Origin of the sequence: Corynebacterium sp. HMSC073H12 (assembly GCF_001837775.1) — a bacterium.
In the GTDB taxonomy this organism is placed as follows: Bacteria; Actinomycetota; Actinomycetes; order Mycobacteriales; family Mycobacteriaceae; genus Corynebacterium; species Corynebacterium amycolatum.
In genome coordinates this window covers 215,714-230,671 of the sequence record NZ_KV834023.1, presented here as the reverse complement: position 1 = coordinate 230,671, position 14,958 = coordinate 215,714, and the positions used below count along the sequence as shown (strand labels likewise).

Below are 14,958 nucleotides of genomic sequence, written 5' to 3'. Positions count from 1 at the left end.
TTGGTCCCAAACCGGAGTTGCACTCAAAGTGGCTGAAATTTTTGCGCTGTTACCAGGGTGTTTGGACTAAACCCGCAGCTCGCGTACTGTTATACAACGATCCCAGAAAAGAATTGGGAACTTGAGACATTACCCAGTAGGCCAGCGAGAGCGGCTGACTGGGTTTCGCACGTTCAAAATCCCTCCATTTCTTGCGTTCAACCGATGGGCTCACCACTGGATGAGTAATAACTTTTCTTTTGATGTATTCACACGGAAGGTGGTTACTCCGCTGCGGTTGGCATCGGGCGTGAGAATGTCCAGCGAGGATTGAAAACAGAAAGAGGCTTCATGCCCACTATTCAGCAGCTGGTCCGCAAGGGCCGCCATGACAAGAAGGCTAAGGTTGCAACCGCAGCTCTGAAGGGTTCCCCTCAGCGCCGCGGCGTTTGCACCCGTGTTTACACCACCACCCCGAAGAAGCCGAACTCGGCTCTTCGTAAGGTCGCTCGTGTTCGCCTGACCTCCGGTATCGAGGTTTCGGCTTACATTCCGGGTGAGGGCCACAACCTGCAGGAGCACTCCATGGTGCTCGTTCGCGGTGGTCGTGTTAAGGACCTCCCGGGTGTCCGCTACAAGATCGTCCGCGGTTCCCTGGACACCCAGGGTGTCAAGGACCGCAAGCAGGCTCGTTCCCGCTACGGCGCAAAGAAGGAGAAGTAAGCCATGCCACGTAAGGGCCCAGTACAGAAGCGTCCTGTCGTCAACGACCCGGTCTACGGCTCCCCTCTGGTGTCGCAGCTGGTCAACAAGGTTCTGCTCGACGGTAAGAAGTCGACTGCAGAGCGCATCGTCTACGGTGCGCTTGAGCTGTGCGAAGAGAAGACCGGTACTGACCCGGTGCTGACTCTGAAGCGCGCAATCGAGAACGTCAAGCCGGCTCTTGAGGTTCGTTCCCGCCGTGTTGGTGGCGCCACCTACCAGGTTCCGGTCGAGGTTCGTCCGGGCCGTGGCACCACGCTGGCACTGCGCTGGCTGCTGATGTTCTCCCGTCAGCGCCGTGAGAACACCATGACCGAGCGTCTCGCTAACGAGATCCTCGATGCATCCAACGGCCTGGGTGCATCCGTCAAGCGTCGTGAGGACACTCACAAGATGGCGGAGGCAAACCGCGCATTCGCTCACTACCGCTGGTAATCGCTTATCGACGGAGGCCGCGAATGGTCACCGTCGTAAAGCAGCTGCCGGTATGTCAACGGCGCGCGTCGGTCGCGGTCCACAGATCTTTAAGGTCACTCAATAGGGGCCAGCCCGGCGCTTACACCCGATGTCTTGCGTAGAATTTACGCAATAGGTGTACGTCACGGCGCGACTTCGCGCCAAGACGGTGGCATTATAGATAAAGCAAACCCGACCGACGGCGGATTTGACGGCCGATTGCAATCCCGTAATTGAGCCTCACCGCCAAACCGATTTGAAACGAGTGGGGAATCAAGTGGCTGAAGGTGCACTTCCCGTTAAGAAGGACCTCCACAAGGTCCGCAACATCGGCATCATGGCGCACATCGATGCTGGTAAGACGACTACGACCGAGCGCATCCTGTACTACACGGGTATTAACCGCAAGGTCGGTGAGACTCACGATGGTGCGTCCACCACCGACTGGATGGAGCAGGAGAAGGAGCGCGGTATTACCATTACCTCCGCTGCTGTGACCTGTTTCTGGAACGACAACCAGATCAACATCATCGATACCCCGGGCCACGTCGACTTCACCGTTGAGGTTGAGCGTTCCCTGCGTGTGCTCGACGGTGCCGTCGCAGTCTTCGACGGTAAGGAAGGTGTCGAGCCGCAGTCTGAGCAGGTTTGGCGTCAGGCTCAGAAGTACGATGTCCCGCGTATTTGCTTCGTCAACAAGATGGACAAGCTGGGCGCTGACTTCTACTACACCGTTGGCACCATCGTTGACCGCCTGGGTGCAAAGCCGTTGGTTATGCAGCTGCCGATTGGCGCTGAGGATGACTTCGACGGTGTTGTTGACCTGCTGGAGATGAAGGCTCTCATGTGGCCGGGCAAGGTCGAGATCGGTACTCCTGCGCAGGTCGAGGAGATTCCGGCTGACATGGTCGACAAGGCTAACGAGTACCGTGAGAAGCTCATTGAGACCGTCGCTGAGTCCGACGAGGAGCTCATGGAGAAGTACTTCGGTGGCGAAGAGCTGACCATGGACGAGATCAAGGGTGCCATCCGCAAGTTGGTTCTGAACTCTGAGATCTACCCGGTCTACTGTGGTACCGCGTACAAGAACAAGGGTGTTGAGCCGCTGCTCGACGCCGTCATTGACTTCCTGCCGAATCCGCTGGACATCGGTGAGGTTCACGGCCACCAGATGGGCGACGAGGACGTCGATATGGTCCGTAAGCCGTCTAAGGATGAGCCGTTCTCCGCTCTCGCATTCAAGATTGCTGCTCACCCGTTCTTCGGCAAGCTGACCTTCGTCCGCGTTTACTCCGGTCGCGTGGAGCCGGGCCAGCAGGTCTTGAACTCCACCAAGGACAAGAAGGAGCGCGTCGGTAAGCTGTTCCAGATGCACGCCAACAAGGAGAACCCTGTTGACGAGGCAGTGGCAGGTAACATCTACGCCTTCATCGGTCTGAAGGACACCACCACCGGTGACACCCTGTGTGCACAGGATGCTCCAATCGTTCTGGAGTCCATGTCCTTCCCGGATCCGGTTATCTCCGTTGCTATTGAGCCGAAGTCCAAGGCTGATCAGGAGAAGCTGAGTACCGCTATTCAGCGTCTGGCTGAAGAGGACCCGACCTTCACCGTCAAGTTGGACGAGGAGACCGGCCAGACCGTTATCGGCGGTATGGGCGAGCTCCACCTCGACGTCCTGGTTGACCGCATGAAGCGCGAGTTCAAGGTCGAAGCAAACATCGGTAACCCGCAGGTTGCTTACCGCGAGACCATCCGCAAGCCTGTCGAGAAGTTCGAGTACACCCACAAGAAGCAGACCGGTGGTTCGGGTCAGTTCGCCCGCGTCATCATTGCTCTGGAGCCGTACGCTCCGTCTGCTGACGAGGTTGAAGAGGACGAGTCCACCGCTTACAAGTTCGTCAACGAGGTCACCGGTGGTCGTGTTCCGAAGGAATACATCCCGTCTGTCGACGCTGGTATTCAGGACGCAATGCAGTACGGTACCCTCGCCGGCTACCCGCTGGTGAACATCAAGGCAACCCTGCTCGACGGTGCTTACCACGAGGTTGACTCCTCTGAAATGGCCTTCAAGATCGCTGGTCAGCAGGCTCTGAAGGAAGCTGTTCAGAAGGCTAAGCCAGTCCTGCTCGAGCCGATGATGGCCGTTGAGGTCATTACTCCGGAAGAGTACATGGGCGAGGTCATCGGTGACATCAACTCCCGTCGTGGCCAGGTCAACTCCATGGAGGACCGCACCGGCGTCAAGGCTGTCAAGGCTCTGGTTCCGCTGTCCGAGATGTTCGGCTACGTTGGTGACCTGCGTTCCAAGACCCAGGGTCGCGCAAACTACACCATGATCTTCGACTCCTACGCTGAGGTTCCGTCCTCCGTGGCCGAGGAGATCATTGCAGCTCGTACCGGCGCTTAAATCGTGTCGGTAGGGTGGGGTGCTCAATCAGAGTTGACCCCATCCCTGCACGTACTGCACTGTCATTCGTTTTAGTTGACGCAGTGCGAGGGTCTGCAGCTTTGATAGATTCCCTTTAGCTTTGACTCTGCTGAGACACCGTCAAACTGTTGGCGTGTGTTAGCACAGACAAGCTCTAGGGGGTAGCTGCTCGCAATTCATATCGTTGGTCGATTTTAAATCGCTGTTCAAATATCTAGCATTTATGCTGGTAAATGACGATGTGAGTTGCTGGCCGTTACCCACCCTTAACTAGGGGGTTGGTCTGGTTTGGAAAACTCCAGTATCCTGCCCTAGTATCGAGTAACTGGCACAGTGAAAGAATAGTGCTCTTTTGCGCGCGCATGTTCCGAAGTCGTAAGCGAACAGCTTGAAGGCTTCTGATGTTGTGAAGGCGGATAGAGTGACCACAAAATTGTGGCTGCGAGAGTCGTGGCCACCTAGACCTCCAGGAGGACTAAAAGTGGCAAAGGCGAAGTTCGAGCGTACGAAGCCGCACGTCAACATCGGTACCATTGGTCACGTTGACCACGGTAAGACCACCACTACCGCCGCTATCACCAAGGTTCTGGCTGACAAGTTCCCGGACCTGAACGAGTCGTTCGCTTACGATGCCATCGATAAGGCACCGGAAGAGAAGGAACGTGGCATTACCATCAACGTTTCCCACGTTGAGTACCAGACGGAGAAGCGCCACTACGCTCACGTCGATGCCCCGGGCCACGCCGACTACATCAAGAACATGATCACCGGTGCTGCTCAGATGGACGGCGCAATCCTGGTTGTTGCTGCTACTGACGGCCCGATGCCGCAGACCCGCGAGCACGTTCTGCTGGCTCGCCAGGTTGGCGTTCCGTACATCCTCGTTGCACTGAACAAGTGCGACATGGTCGACGACGAAGAGATTATCGAGCTCGTCGAGATGGAGGTCCGCGAGCTGCTGGCTGAGCAGGACTACGACGAGGAAGCTCCGATCGTTCACATCTCCGCTCTGAAGGCTCTTGAGGGCGAAGAGAAGTGGGTCAACTCCATCCTCGAGCTGATGGAAGCCTGCGACGAGAACATCCCGGATCCGGTCCGCGAGACCGACAAGCCGTTCCTGATGCCGATTGAGGACATCTTCACCATTACCGGTCGCGGCACCGTTGCTACCGGTCGTGTTGAGCGCGGCGTTCTGAACGTCAACGACGAGGTCGAGATTCTGGGCATCAAGGAGAAGTCCCAGAAGACCACCGTTACCGGTATCGAGATGTTCCGCAAGCTGCTGGATTCCGCTGAGGCTGGCGACAACTGTGGTCTGCTGCTCCGCGGTACCAAGCGTGAGGACATCGAGCGCGGTCAGATCGTTGCTAAGCCGGGCGCTTACACCCCGCACACCGAGTTCGAGGGTTCCGTCTACATCCTGTCCAAGGATGAGGGTGGCCGTCACACCCCGTTCTTCAACAACTACCGTCCGCAGTTCTACTTCCGCACCACCGACGTCACCGGCGTCGTTTCCCTGCCGGAAGGTGTCGAGATGGTCATGCCGGGCGACAACGTTGACATGTCTGTCAAGCTGATCCAGCCGGTCGCAATGGACGAGGGTCTGCGCTTCGCTATCCGCGAGGGTGGCCGCACCGTCGGCGCTGGCCGCGTTACCAAGATCATTAAGTAAGTCTTCTCCCCAAAGGGGAAATGCTTTAACTAGGTCTTAGAAGAATCCCGACTCCGCGTAAGCGGAAGTCGGGATTTTTTGTATCTGTACATAGCTGACACTAGACGGGATGGGGGGCGGCGCTATAGCCGTCGTTAAGCAGACTGTGCCGTAATGGGTGTGATGTACGTTGCACTTTGGAATCGTGATTTTACATTCGCAGTGCGGACGTGCTTTAATAAGGGGGTTGCTTTAACAAAGGCGTTCGCGCCAATTGTCGTATCAGGCCCAGCTGGGAACCAGTACGAAATTGGACTTAGCGCCTATGGTAAGGCGAGCATGACCACGTAGGGAAGGTTCTTCCCAATCGTGCCTCACGGAGAAAACGGGCGACACGCCCGACCGCGGGGGTCGGAGGTGGCATGGCAAATTAACAGCGGCAGTAGGCAAAATGAAGAGCCCCACGAGGGGGACTTGTTTTCCACTGGGATTTGAGTGCAAGGCGTTAGTCGTCCGCTCGGGTCATGGCCAAAAGTTAATTTGCCATGACGATCGAAGACGAAATCGCTTTGAAGTAATGCACAACCCAGTTTTAATTTCTGGCGCTGGCCATAGTTGCTGACGGCGTCGAGAAACATTGACAGGGTCGACGCCCCTTTAATTGGGGCGCGCCGACCGAGGAGAGGACAAGCGTGGCCGGACAGAAGATCCGCATCAGGCTCAAGGCCTACGACCACGAGGCTATCGACGCTTCTGCGCGAAAGATCGTGGAGACCGTTACCCGTACGGGTGCACGCGTCGTTGGCCCGGTGCCGTTGCCAACCGAAAAGAACGTTTACTGCGTTATCCGTTCGCCGCACAAGTACAAGGACTCGCGCGAGCACTTCGAGATGCGCACTCACAAGCGTCTGATCGACATTCTCGATCCAACGCCGAAGACCGTCGATGCACTTATGCGCATTGACCTTCCGGCAAGTGTCGATGTGAACATTCAGTGATCCTGGACTTTTGGTAGCGGAGACAAGATAAATGAGTGAAAACGAGATCAAGGGCATCCTGGGCACGAAGCTCGGTATGACTCAGATCTTCGACGAGGAAAACCGCGTTGTTCCGGTTACCGTCGTTGAGGCTGGGCCGTGCGTAGTGACTCAGGTGCGCACTAAGGAAACCGACGGCTACGACGCCGTCCAGATTGCATACGGCGAAATTGACCCGCGTAAGGTCAACAAGCCGGAGGCCGGCCACTTCAAGAAGGCCGGTGTGACCCCGCGTCGCCACAGCGTCGAGATTCGCACCCCGGACGCTTCCTCTTACGAGGTCGGCCAGTCCGTTGGTGTCGACATCTTTGGCGAAATTGAGTACGTCGACGTCACTGGTACCTCCAAGGGCCATGGCTTCGCCGGTGGTATGAAGCGCCACGGCTTTGCTGGCCAGGGTGCTGCTCACGGTAACCAGGCTGCTCACCGTCGTGTTGGTGGCATTGGCGCCTGCGCCACGCCAGGACGCGTCTTCAAGGGCAAGCGCATGGCAGGCCGCATGGGTAACGACCGGGTCACAACCCAGAACCTGAAGATCCAGAAGGTTGACGCTGACGCGAACCTGCTGCTCATCAAGGGCGCAGTTCCGGGTGCACGCGGCGGCCTGCTGGTTGTTAAGACTGCCACGAAGGGTGGTGCTCACGCATGACCAACCTCAAGCTAGACGTACACACCGCTGAAGGCGGCGTGAACGGTTCGGTTGAGCTTCCTGCTTCCGTGTTCGACGCGGAGGTGTCCATCGCCCTGATGCACCAGGTTGTTGTCGCACAGCGTGCAGCAGCTCGCCAGGGCACCCACAAGGTCAAGACCCGCGGCGAGGTTCGCGGCGGTGGCCGCAAGCCGTGGCGCCAGAAGGGTACCGGTCGCGCTCGTCAGGGTTCGATCCGTGCTCCGCACTGGACCGGCGGTGGCATTGTTCACGGCCCGGTGCCGCGCGACTACAGCCAGCGCACCCCGAAGAAGATGATTGCAGCTGCTCTGCGCGGCGCACTCTCTGACCGTGCTCGCCACGACCGCATCCACGTTGTCGAGGAACTGGTCCCAGGCCAGACCCCGTCCACGAAGGCAGCTCGTACTTTCGTCGAGCGTCTGACTGAGCGCCACAACGTGCTCGTCGTTCTGCCACGCGAGGACGTCAACTCGTGGAAGTCGGTTCGTAACCTGCCAGGTGTCCACATCCTGTCTGAGGATCAGCTGAACACCTACGACGTTCTGAAGGCCGATGACGTCATCTTCGCCGTTCAGGCACTTAATGACTTCATCACTCGCACCGCCGGTAAGGAGGAGAAGTAATGGCTACCATCGCAGATCCCCGCGACATCATTGTTGCACCGGTAGTGTCTGAGAAGTCCTACGGACTCATGGAGCAGGGCGTTTACACGTTCCTGGTTCACACCGACGCTAACAAGACCCAGATCAAGATCGCGGTCCAGGAGATTTTCGGTGCCAAGGTCGCTTCCGTCAACACCCTCAACCGTGAGGGCAAGCGCAAGCGTTCCCGCACCGGCTACGGCAAGCGCAAGAACACCAAGCGCGCCTACGTGACTCTCGCGGCCGGCAGCGATCCCATCGACATCTTCGGCGGTTCGGCAGCCTAGCCGCTAGCCGACGAGGAAGTTAAGGAAGAGCAAAAGTATGGCTATTCGTAAGTACAAGCCGACTACGCCGGGTCGCCGCCAGAGCTCCGTCTCCGAGTTCAGCGAGGTTACTCGCTCGACTCCTGAGAAGTCTCTGCTGCGCCCGCTGTCGAAGACTGGTGGCCGTAACGTACACGGTCACATCACCACTCGCCACAAGGGTGGCGGACACAAGCGCCAGTACCGTGTCATCGACTTCCGTCGTAATGACAAGGACGGCATTCCGGCAAAGGTCGCTCACATCGAGTACGACCCGAACCGTACCGCCAACATCGCACTGCTGCACTACGCAGACGGTGAGAAGCGCTACATCATCGCTCCGAAGAACCTGAAGCAGGGTGCCATCGTTGAGTCTGGCGCTAATGCCGACATCAAGGTTGGTAACAACCTGCCGCTGCGTAACATCCCGACCGGTTCCACCATTCACTGCGTGGAGCTCAAGCCGGGTGCCGGTGCACAGCTGGCACGTTCTGCTGGTGCTTCTATTCAGCTTCTCGGTAAGGAAGGCAAGTACGCAGTTCTGCGTATGCCGTCCTCTGAGATCCGTCGCGTCGACGCTCGTTGCCGTGCAACCGTCGGTGAGGTCGGAAACCAGGATCAGATCAACATTCGTTGGGGCAAGGCCGGCCGTATGCGCTGGAAGGGCTGGCGCCCGACTGTCCGCGGTGTTGTCATGAACCCGGTCGACCACCCGCACGGTGGTGGTGAGGGTAAGACCTCCGGTGGTCGCCACCCGGTTTCCCCGTGGGGCCAGAAGGAAGGCCGCACCCGTAAGCCGAACCGCCCGAGCGACCAGCTGATCGTTCGTCGCCGTCGTACCAACAAGAATAAGAAGCGCTAAGGAGGGAACTGAGAATGCCACGCAGCCTTAAGAAGGGCCCGTTCGTCGATGAGCACCTCCTCGCGAAGGTCGATGCACAGAACGAGAAGGGCACCAAGCAGGTCATCAAGACCTGGTCTCGCCGCTCCACGATTCTCCCCGATTTCATCGGCCATACCTTCGCCGTTCACGACGGTCGCAAGCACGTGCCGGTGTTCGTGGATGACTCTATGGTCGGCCACAAGCTGGGCGAATTCGCCCCGACCAAGACCTTCAAGGGTCACGTCAAGGATGACAAGAAGGGACGTCGATAAGCCATGAGCAACGACATTACTTCTGCACGCGCAACTGCGCGCTTCGTCCGCGTTACTCCGATGAAGGCACGTCGCGTCCTGGACACCGTTCGCGGTAAGTCCGTCGACGAGGCACTGAACATCCTGGAGTACGCTCCGCAGGGTGCTGCTGATCCAGTTGCCAAGGTTGTTGCGTCTGCAGCTGCAAACGCTGAGAACAACTTCGGCCTGGACCGTCGTACTCTGGTCATCTCTGAGGCTTACGCCAACGAGGGACCGACCATGAAGCGCTTCCGCCCGCGTGCGCAGGGCCGTGCTTTCCACGTCCGCAAGCGCACCAGCCACATCACCGTGGTCGTCGAGAGCCAGAAGGAAGGTGACCGATAGTGGGACAGAAGATCCATCCACACGGTCTTCGCCTCGGTATTTCCAGCGACTGGAAGTCCCGCTGGTACGCCGACAAGCAGTACGCTGACTACCTGGCCGAGGACATCAAGATCCGCGATCTGCTGTCCACCGGTCTTGAGCGCGCCGGCATCTCCGATGTCGTTATCGAGCGCACCCGTGACCGCGTGCGTGTGGACATCCACACCGCTCGCCCGGGCATCGTTATCGGTCGTCGTGGCTCCGAGGCTGACCGTATCCGTGGCCAGCTCGAGAAGCTCACCGGCAAGCAGGTTCAGCTGAACATCCTCGAGGTCAAGAATATTGATGCGGATGCGAAGCTGGTTGCTCAGTCCATCGCTGAGCAGCTCGCCAACCGTGTCGCTTTCCGTCGTGCAATGCGCAAGGCTATCCAGTCTGCAATGCGTCAGCCGCACGTCAAGGGCATCAAGGTTGTCTGCTCCGGTCGTCTCGGCGGTGCCGAGATGGGCCGCACCGAGCGCTACCACGAGGGGCGCGTTCCGCTGCACACCCTGCGTGCGGAGATCGACTACGGCACCCACGAAGCTCACACCACCTTCGGTCGCATTGGCGTCAAGGTGTGGATCTACAAGGGTGACGTGATCGGTGGCCGTCGCGAGTCCGAGATCAACGCCGGCAACGCCCGCCAGCGTCGCGGCAACGACCGTCCGCGTCGCGGTGGCAAGCGTCGTCAGCGTGCATCTGAGAAGAAGGAGGGCTAATTCATGCTCATCCCGAAGCGCGTTAAGTTCCGTCGTCAGCACCGCCCGACCCGTTCTGGTATGTCCAAGGGCGGCAACAAGGTGACTTTCGGTGAATACGGTCTCCAGGCTCTCGAGCCGGCCTACATCACCAACCGTCAGATTGAGGCAGCGCGTATTGCCATCAACCGCCACGTCAAGCGTGGTGGTAAGGTCTGGATCCAGATTTTCCCGGACCGCCCGCTGACCCAGAAGCCACTGGGTGTTCGTATGGGTTCCGGTAAGGGCCCGGTCGAAAAGTGGGTTGCAAACGTCAAGCCGGGTCGCATCATGTTCGAGATGTCCTACCCGGACGAGGCAGTTGCTATCGAGGCACTGAAGCGCGCAGGCGCTAAGCTGCCGATTAAGACCCGAATCGTTCGGAAGGAGGATCAGTACTGATGTCGAACGGCATTCCCGCCCACGAGCTTCGCTCGCTGGATAACGATGACCTGGTTGCCAAGCTCAAGGAGTCTAAGGAGGAGCTGTTCAACCTCCGTTTCCAGAGCGCTACCGGTCAGCTGACCAACAACCGCCGTCTCCGCACTGTCCGCAAGGATATTGCTCGCATTTACACCGTTATGCGTGAGCGCGAGCTCGGCCTGTCTGCTGCACCAACCGATGGTGATGCAGCATGAGTGAGGAAAACATGAACACCACCGAGGCTGGCGCACGTAAGGTGCGCACCGGTTACGTCGTGTCCGACAAGATGCAGAAGACCATCGTTGTCGAGCTCGAGGACCGCAAGCAGCACGCCCTGTACGGCAAGATCATGCGCACGAACTCCAAGGTCAAGGCGCACGACGAGAACGAAGAGGCTGGCGTGGGCGACCGCGTCCGCATCGAAGAGTGCCGTCCGCTCTCCAAGGACAAGCACTACCGCCTGATCGAGATCGTCGAGAAGGCTAAGTAAGACCCGTCAGCTGAGCAATCAGCTAAGGCTTTACGACGAGAACCCCGCCGCGGGAAACACGCAAGTGTTTTCTGTGGCGGGGTTTTCTGTTTGTGCCTGATGCAGATGGCTTTCGGGAATTTGGTGCGCCTTCTTCGGAACTTTTTCATTGCGCAGGCCCTCTAATACGTGAACACCGGCTATTAGAGACGTGCTTCAATGCGATTGGAAGCGATATTTGGTCCGTCGGTGGTTGATTATCACGTTGACCAGGAGGCACAGTGGAAAGCCAGTTACCGCTCAAGAACGATTTCATCGATTTGCTGCTCAAGCAAACCGCTGAGGACGAGGGACTTACCTTAGAAGAGTATATCTTTAGGCATATTCGGCAATACGAGGATCAAACTGGTGAAGAACTTCAAGATCTGTTCGTAGCCGGGGAATTGGATAATGAAGAACTAGAAGAGCTGTTATTGACCAGCCATTTGGCGACTCATGAAGTAAACGAGGTGACCGAACTGTACTACTACGAACTCCGAAAGGGAATGACTATCGGGGTTATATCCGTTGTGTCTCTCGTGGTCGGCATAATCTTTGGGGTTATCGCCGTAGTGTGCGCTTACAACGACGCTTATGGGGCAGGTCTGACTTGCGGAGCAATTGGTGTGATTTTGGCTTGTGTGCGTCTTGGGACGATTATATGGGCGAGTACGGATTAGCTGTCTTCTACTTGGTGTCTCGGTTATATGAGAGGCTCTACAGCTAAGTGCTGTGCCTGTGCGAGATGGAGTGTGTACGGCCTGGCCGCTGATTCGGAGTCAAGTGGTGAAGGCGTTCGACAACATCATGTTCTGCGAATAACCCACGAGTTTTGCCGCTAAGGCTCTTTCCCGAAAAGACTGAAAAATTTCGTATGAACAGGGAACTTTTTGGTTGCGCGCGGACTCTAACAAGCATGATGAGTCCAATTCCCGGTAGAAAGCCCCAACGGCTGGTGATAAGCAGCGATTCCATATCGTCCTTGGAGGATCGCCCACGCGCTCAGGCGTCTGAAGATCGCCCACGTCCTGACAACCAGATCGGAAACAAACAGGCTTCGGAGAGATCGCAATCTAAGAAAGCGGTTTTGAATAAACGTCGTATAGCTGTTCTTTTGGTCTGCACCGGAATGCTCCTTGGTTCAGTTGTATTTGCTTATTCGAAAGTGTCCGAGGCGAAGAACTATGTTTATACACCGCCTGGGATGCCACATTCCTTGGCTGAGAAGTTGCCTCCGCTTTTGCGAGCTATTAGCTACGTTGATGAAGAATCCGGTGGAAGACAAAGTGCAAGTCTTGGAGATGAGAACGTCGAAGGTTTCTCGTATGGAATCGATTTGCCCGGGGCATGTACAGCCCCTTCTTATTCAATCGTGTCCGACCAAAAAGTAATCACGAGACATCTTTCAGGTGTCAAGTCTCTTGACGGTTACAATGAATTGACCATACCTGGATATAACTCATTTTCATATGTAAGTGAACCGTCTGCGGGAGCGAATTGGACAGAATATCGAACAGTTCTTTATCCCGAAGATGAATCATACTTGGTAGAAATTAACTGTACCCAATTTTGGCGTACAGACTCTACAACAGATATTAAAGAGTGGCATGCGCGACTTTATGAACTTTTGTCTGTGGATGGAGGTTTTTAAGTGAAGAAGTCCGGAAAGAGTCCTATCAAAAGTGAAGCCAGCATTAAGAGATTCAACATAATTGACATCAGTTTAATTGTTGGAACGTTACTGTTAGCTGTGTGTGTATTCAGTGGTAGTATTTGGTATGCGGGGTCGAATGGCGCCGGCGGTCAAGATGAGGTTCGCCTGTATGATGAACCAAGTATCGAAGGATTGAGACCTACGCTGACCTCTAAATCGCCCAGTTTAATCCCTGCGACCTCAACGAAATGTTCGCTGGATATGATTTGGAGTATCCCAAATATTGAGGTACCCCAGGTAGCGGCGCAGGTTTGTGATAGCTATATTTATGTCGGTGTGGAATCGTGGATTGAGCGAGTCTATGCGCATCGGGAATCTTGGCCGAATTATAAAGAATACGAATTGCCTGGATTTACGGCGTTCGAATTTGGGTATGGAGGTCAAGCGATGGTAATTAATGATGATCGTGATTTGGCAATTTATATTCGCCATATTGGTCGTCATAAAAATAATGAACTATTGAAAGATAGCTTTGAAAATGGCGGTAGTTTCGAGCGATTTGTACAGAGGATGCGGGTCTAGAACAATCTTTACGGTTGTTCCTAGCCTGCGGCTGGTCTGCTTTGTCTAGAGCTCGGAACCGCAACATACCGGTCAGGTGCGTGCTCTGTGGGGTTAAACCTCCTGCTTGCCGGTATGCTCAAAAGAGGTCGGTACAGCCGGTACCAGGTGAGAGTAGCGGGAGGCATGCTGGATAATGGGCAACACCAGAACCCTTCATGATCGAGATCTCGAGTCCGCACTTCGCTCACATGATGTGGCGACCCTGTCGCGGCTTTTAGCTGATATTGAGCCCAAGGCCGCAGCCCGAAAGATGCGCCGTCTCAGCCATGAGCACCGTGCGCTGTTCTACCGCACGCTACCGAAAGACACCGCGGTTGAGACCTTCGATGAGCTGGACTCGGCGCTGCAGGCACACCTAATTGAAAGCCTTCGCGACCCTGAAGTCACCGCAGTCTTTGCAGAGATGGAACCGGACGATCGAGCAGAGCTTCTCGATGAGTTACCTGCCTCGGTTGCTTCAAAGCTGCTGGCAGATCTGCCGGATGACGAACGCGAGCTCACCAACATCGTCCTCGGCTACCCCGACGGTTCCATTGGCCGTCGCATGAGCCCGGAGCTGGTATCGCTTCACGACGACATGACGGTGGGGAAGGCTCTCGAGACCGTCTACAAGCACCTGGATGATGCGGAATCTATCTACACCTTGCCGGTATCGAACCGGAATCGCCGACTGGTGGGGGTGGTAAGTCTTCGTGATTTGATGCGCGCCGACCGTGATATCCATGTATCGGCAATCTTGAGGAAGGCCGACTATGCAGAGGCCACCGAGTCCGAAGAGAAGGTGGCTCGCATGTGTGCTGAGCGTAAGCGCCTAGCTCTACCGATTGTCGACAGCGAGCAGCGTGTTATCGGTCTGCTCACAGTGGACGACGCACTCCGGATCCTGGAGGAAGCAGACTCCGAGGACCAAGCTCGTATTTCCGGTTCTGAGCCACTGCGCTTGCCGTACCTTGCTACGCCAATCTTTGAGATTGTTCGCTCTCGTGTGGTCTGGTTGCTCGTGCTGGCAATCGGTGCGACATTGACCGTGCAAGTCCTGGAAACCTTCGAAGAGACTCTGTCTCAGATGGTCGTTCTCTCAGTGTTCGTACCGCTGCTGATTGGTACAGGTGGCAATACCGGTAACCAGGCTGCAACTACGATTACGCGTGCGTTGGCGCTGGGAGATGTCCAACCTCGCGATATATTAAAGGTCATTCTCCGAGAGGTGAGGGTCGGTGCGTTCCTCGGCCTGTTGCTTGGTTCTCTAGGCCTACTATTGGCTGGATTGTTCTACGGTTGGGACATCGGTCTCGTCATCGGCCTGACACTGCTGGGTATTTGTACCCTCGCGGCAACCGTCGGTGGCATCATGCCGCTGATCGGTAAGAAGTTCGGCATTGACCCAGCCGTCTTCGCTAACCCGTTTATTACGACGCTTGTCGATGCCTCCGGCCTGATTATCTACTTCCTGATCGCTAAGTCAGTATTGGGAATTTAGGCATTCACTCGACTCTTGCGGGGCTTTCTGGAGAGACAACCAGTTAAGGCTTAATTCC

19 protein-coding genes are annotated in these 14,958 nt (G+C 56.4%); all 19 read left to right on the top strand.

Features of this window, described 5'->3' with window-relative positions; all coding sequences use genetic code 11:
* Positions 1 to 330: 330 nt before the first annotated feature.
* The 19 genes from rpsL (at position 331) to mgtE (ending at position 14,900) form a co-directional block, all read left to right on the top strand.
* A complete protein-coding gene (rpsL, locus tag HMPREF2708_RS01060) occupies positions 331 to 702 on the top strand; it encodes a 30S ribosomal protein S12 (protein ID WP_005509887.1) in 372 nt (123 codons plus the stop codon).
* A gap of 3 nt (positions 703 to 705) precedes the next feature.
* Positions 706 to 1,176, top strand: coding sequence for a 30S ribosomal protein S7 (gene rpsG / locus HMPREF2708_RS01055; protein WP_005509955.1), 471 nt, complete (start codon positions 706 to 708; stop codon positions 1,174 to 1,176).
* Between the two features lie 298 nt (positions 1,177 to 1,474).
* Complete coding sequence (gene fusA, locus HMPREF2708_RS01050; protein ID WP_083321823.1) at positions 1,475 to 3,607, top strand: elongation factor G; 2,133 nt, start codon at positions 1,475 to 1,477, stop codon at positions 3,605 to 3,607.
* A 502-nt stretch (positions 3,608 to 4,109) separates the two neighbouring features.
* Positions 4,110 to 5,300 (top strand): elongation factor Tu, encoded by a 1,191-nt coding sequence (gene tuf, locus HMPREF2708_RS01045; RefSeq protein WP_005509995.1) that lies wholly within the window; start codon positions 4,110 to 4,112, stop codon positions 5,298 to 5,300.
* A gap of 671 nt (positions 5,301 to 5,971) precedes the next feature.
* Complete coding sequence (rpsJ, locus tag HMPREF2708_RS01040) at positions 5,972 to 6,277, top strand: 30S ribosomal protein S10 (RefSeq protein WP_003938093.1); 306 nt, start codon at positions 5,972 to 5,974, stop codon at positions 6,275 to 6,277.
* Between the two features lie 31 nt (positions 6,278 to 6,308).
* Positions 6,309 to 6,965, top strand: coding sequence for a 50S ribosomal protein L3 (gene rplC / locus HMPREF2708_RS01035; protein ID WP_005509762.1), 657 nt, complete (start codon positions 6,309 to 6,311; stop codon positions 6,963 to 6,965).
* Complete coding sequence (gene rplD / locus HMPREF2708_RS01030) at positions 6,962 to 7,609, top strand: 50S ribosomal protein L4 (RefSeq protein WP_005510033.1); 648 nt, start codon at positions 6,962 to 6,964, stop codon at positions 7,607 to 7,609. Before rplC ends, rplD begins: the two co-directional genes overlap by 4 nt.
* Complete coding sequence (gene rplW / locus HMPREF2708_RS01025; protein WP_005509869.1) at positions 7,609 to 7,914, top strand: 50S ribosomal protein L23; 306 nt, start codon at positions 7,609 to 7,611, stop codon at positions 7,912 to 7,914. Before rplD ends, rplW begins: the two co-directional genes overlap by 1 nt.
* 37 nt (positions 7,915 to 7,951) lie before the next feature.
* Positions 7,952 to 8,794 carry a 50S ribosomal protein L2 gene (rplB, locus tag HMPREF2708_RS01020; protein WP_005509800.1) on the top strand — a complete coding sequence of 281 codons (843 nt, stop codon included), beginning with the start codon at positions 7,952 to 7,954 and terminating at the stop codon, positions 8,792 to 8,794.
* Between the two features lie 14 nt (positions 8,795 to 8,808).
* The gene (rpsS, locus tag HMPREF2708_RS01015) at positions 8,809 to 9,087 is read left to right on the top strand and encodes a 30S ribosomal protein S19 (protein WP_005509882.1); all 279 of its coding nucleotides are present in this window, start codon (positions 8,809 to 8,811) and stop codon (positions 9,085 to 9,087) included.
* A gap of 3 nt (positions 9,088 to 9,090) precedes the next feature.
* Positions 9,091 to 9,453 (top strand): 50S ribosomal protein L22, encoded by a 363-nt coding sequence (rplV, locus tag HMPREF2708_RS01010; RefSeq protein WP_005509775.1) that lies wholly within the window; start codon positions 9,091 to 9,093, stop codon positions 9,451 to 9,453.
* Positions 9,453 to 10,193: a 30S ribosomal protein S3 gene (rpsC, locus tag HMPREF2708_RS01005; RefSeq protein ID WP_005509954.1), complete on the top strand. Its 741-nt coding sequence runs from the start codon at positions 9,453 to 9,455 to the stop codon at positions 10,191 to 10,193. Before rplV ends, rpsC begins: the two co-directional genes overlap by 1 nt.
* 3 nt (positions 10,194 to 10,196) lie before the next feature.
* Entirely contained in the window at positions 10,197 to 10,613 is a 417-nt protein-coding gene (gene rplP / locus HMPREF2708_RS01000; RefSeq protein WP_005509813.1) for a 50S ribosomal protein L16, read from the top strand.
* Entirely contained in the window at positions 10,613 to 10,849 is a 237-nt protein-coding gene (gene rpmC, locus HMPREF2708_RS00995) for a 50S ribosomal protein L29 (protein ID WP_005509851.1), read from the top strand. Before rplP ends, rpmC begins: the two co-directional genes overlap by 1 nt.
* On the top strand, positions 10,846 to 11,124 hold the full coding sequence (gene rpsQ / locus HMPREF2708_RS00990) for a 30S ribosomal protein S17 (protein WP_005509926.1): 279 nt from the start codon (positions 10,846 to 10,848) through the stop codon (positions 11,122 to 11,124). The genes rpmC and rpsQ overlap by 4 nt, the downstream gene beginning before the upstream one ends.
* Before the next feature lie 260 nt (positions 11,125 to 11,384).
* Complete coding sequence (locus HMPREF2708_RS00985; protein WP_070429869.1) at positions 11,385 to 11,822, top strand: hypothetical protein; 438 nt, start codon at positions 11,385 to 11,387, stop codon at positions 11,820 to 11,822.
* Between the two features lie 236 nt (positions 11,823 to 12,058).
* Positions 12,059 to 12,793 (top strand): hypothetical protein, encoded by a 735-nt coding sequence (locus HMPREF2708_RS10990; RefSeq protein ID WP_141762903.1) that lies wholly within the window; start codon positions 12,059 to 12,061, stop codon positions 12,791 to 12,793.
* Positions 12,794 to 13,378 carry a hypothetical protein gene (locus HMPREF2708_RS00980; protein WP_070831216.1) on the top strand — a complete coding sequence of 195 codons (585 nt, stop codon included), beginning with the start codon at positions 12,794 to 12,796 and terminating at the stop codon, positions 13,376 to 13,378.
* A gap of 175 nt (positions 13,379 to 13,553) precedes the next feature.
* A complete protein-coding gene (gene mgtE / locus HMPREF2708_RS00975) occupies positions 13,554 to 14,900 on the top strand; it encodes a magnesium transporter (RefSeq protein ID WP_070831213.1) in 1,347 nt (448 codons plus the stop codon).
* Positions 14,901 to 14,958: the final 58 nt, after the last annotated feature.

Excerpts from the sequence above, each read along its gene's own strand:
- rplV (WP_005509775.1), top strand. The coding sequence starts at position 9,091 with ATGAGCAACGACATTACTTCTGCACGCGCAACTGCGCGCTTCGTCCGC.
- rpsL (WP_005509887.1), top strand. The coding sequence starts at position 331 with ATGCCCACTATTCAGCAGCTGGTCCGCAAGGGCCGCCATGACAAGAAG.
- rpsS (WP_005509882.1), top strand. The coding sequence starts at position 8,809 with ATGCCACGCAGCCTTAAGAAGGGCCCGTTCGTCGATGAGCACCTCCTC.
- HMPREF2708_RS10990 (WP_141762903.1), top strand. The coding sequence starts at position 12,059 with ATGATGAGTCCAATTCCCGGTAGAAAGCCCCAACGGCTGGTGATAAGC.
- rplC (WP_005509762.1), top strand. The coding sequence starts at position 6,309 with ATGAGTGAAAACGAGATCAAGGGCATCCTGGGCACGAAGCTCGGTATG.
- rplP (WP_005509813.1), top strand. The coding sequence starts at position 10,197 with ATGCTCATCCCGAAGCGCGTTAAGTTCCGTCGTCAGCACCGCCCGACC.
- rplW (WP_005509869.1), top strand. The coding sequence starts at position 7,609 with ATGGCTACCATCGCAGATCCCCGCGACATCATTGTTGCACCGGTAGTG.
- rplD (WP_005510033.1), top strand. The coding sequence starts at position 6,962 with ATGACCAACCTCAAGCTAGACGTACACACCGCTGAAGGCGGCGTGAAC.
- mgtE (WP_070831213.1), top strand. The coding sequence starts at position 13,554 with ATGGGCAACACCAGAACCCTTCATGATCGAGATCTCGAGTCCGCACTT.
- rpmC (WP_005509851.1), top strand. The coding sequence starts at position 10,613 with ATGTCGAACGGCATTCCCGCCCACGAGCTTCGCTCGCTGGATAACGAT.
- rpsG (WP_005509955.1), top strand. The coding sequence starts at position 706 with ATGCCACGTAAGGGCCCAGTACAGAAGCGTCCTGTCGTCAACGACCCG.
- rpsQ (WP_005509926.1), top strand. The coding sequence starts at position 10,846 with ATGAGTGAGGAAAACATGAACACCACCGAGGCTGGCGCACGTAAGGTG.
- rplB (WP_005509800.1), top strand. The coding sequence starts at position 7,952 with ATGGCTATTCGTAAGTACAAGCCGACTACGCCGGGTCGCCGCCAGAGC.